The organism is Dankookia rubra (assembly GCF_004355005.1).
Lineage (GTDB): Bacteria > Pseudomonadota > Alphaproteobacteria > Acetobacterales > Acetobacteraceae > Paracraurococcus > Paracraurococcus ruber_A.
Genome location: NZ_SMSJ01000350.1, coordinates 1 through 529, shown reverse-complemented (window position 1 = coordinate 529; position 529 = coordinate 1). Strand labels below are relative to the sequence as shown.

Sequence of the window (529 nt, the reverse complement as noted above, 5' to 3'; positions counted from 1 at the left end):
GGCGTACCTTTGTCTCACGGGCAACCTGTGACGCCGACTGCGATATCGCGGATGAAGCAACGCGGTTAATGGCCATTGCGGCGGCACCAGGCACCGCCGTTTTGCTGATACGGCTGAGGTTTTCAACGGCCTGCTCAAGACCTTTTATGGCCATACATCCCCCTTTCAGCGGCGACGGTTAACGGCAGGCGGTACGCCCCGTCCAAGCCAGAGATGACAACTTCCGCCATCATCCGGCGAAACCCGATCTACCCAGAAATTTTCCTCACCGATGGTCAGCGTGTCTCCACGCCGCAGCTGCCGCACCTCATCAGTCCGGACAAACAGGGACGGGCTGGAGCCTTCAACGCGCACGCCCTGTCCGGCATAGCTGATATTTTCAGGGTCATCAAAAACACCACGTATCACCGCACCTGACTGCTCACCGGATGTAATGGTGGCTGACGTTCCCATGTACCCGCGTATCGTTTCATCGGCGCGGGCAATGGCAGCATCGAACAGGTTATCGAAATCAGCCACAGCGCCTCCC

At 58.4% G+C, this 529-nt stretch carries 2 protein-coding genes; both read right to left on the bottom strand.

Going from position 1 to position 529, the window contains the following annotated elements:
- The coding region (locus E2C06_RS36940; protein ID WP_170997307.1) for a phage tail protein at positions 1-154 on the bottom strand (154 nt) is incomplete at its 3' end.
- An 11-nt stretch (positions 155-165) separates the two neighbouring features.
- On the bottom strand, positions 166-529 hold a 364-nt coding region (locus E2C06_RS36935; protein ID WP_456305210.1), incomplete at its 5' end, for a head-tail joining protein.